The sequence below is a fragment of the Bacillus sp. X1(2014) genome (assembly GCF_007678255.1).
This window is the reverse complement of record NZ_VEED01000085.1, coordinates 1-247: the sequence shown is the minus strand read 5'-3', so window position 1 is coordinate 247 and position 247 is coordinate 1. Positions and strand designations below refer to the sequence as shown.

1 protein-coding gene is annotated in these 247 nt (G+C 35.2%); it reads right to left on the bottom strand.

Annotated elements, in window-relative coordinates:
• The coding region (locus FS608_RS29910) for a DDE-type integrase/transposase/recombinase (protein ID WP_144556161.1) at nucleotides 1–247 on the bottom strand (247 nt) is incomplete at both ends.

The window sequence follows — 247 nt, the reverse complement described above, 5'->3', positions numbered from 1 at the left end:
TTAATGAGACGTTTGATAATCGCATATGCCGAATGATTATCTCGTTGCTTACGCAACCAAATATCTAATGTATGTCCCTCTGCATCAATGGCACGATATAAATAGCTCCATTTTCCTTTTATTTTGATGTACGTCTCATCAATACGCCATTTGTAATAAGCTTTTTTATGCTTTTTCTTCCAAATTTGATAGAAAATTGGGGGATATTCTTGAACCCAAGGGTAGACCGTTGAATGATGAACCTTTA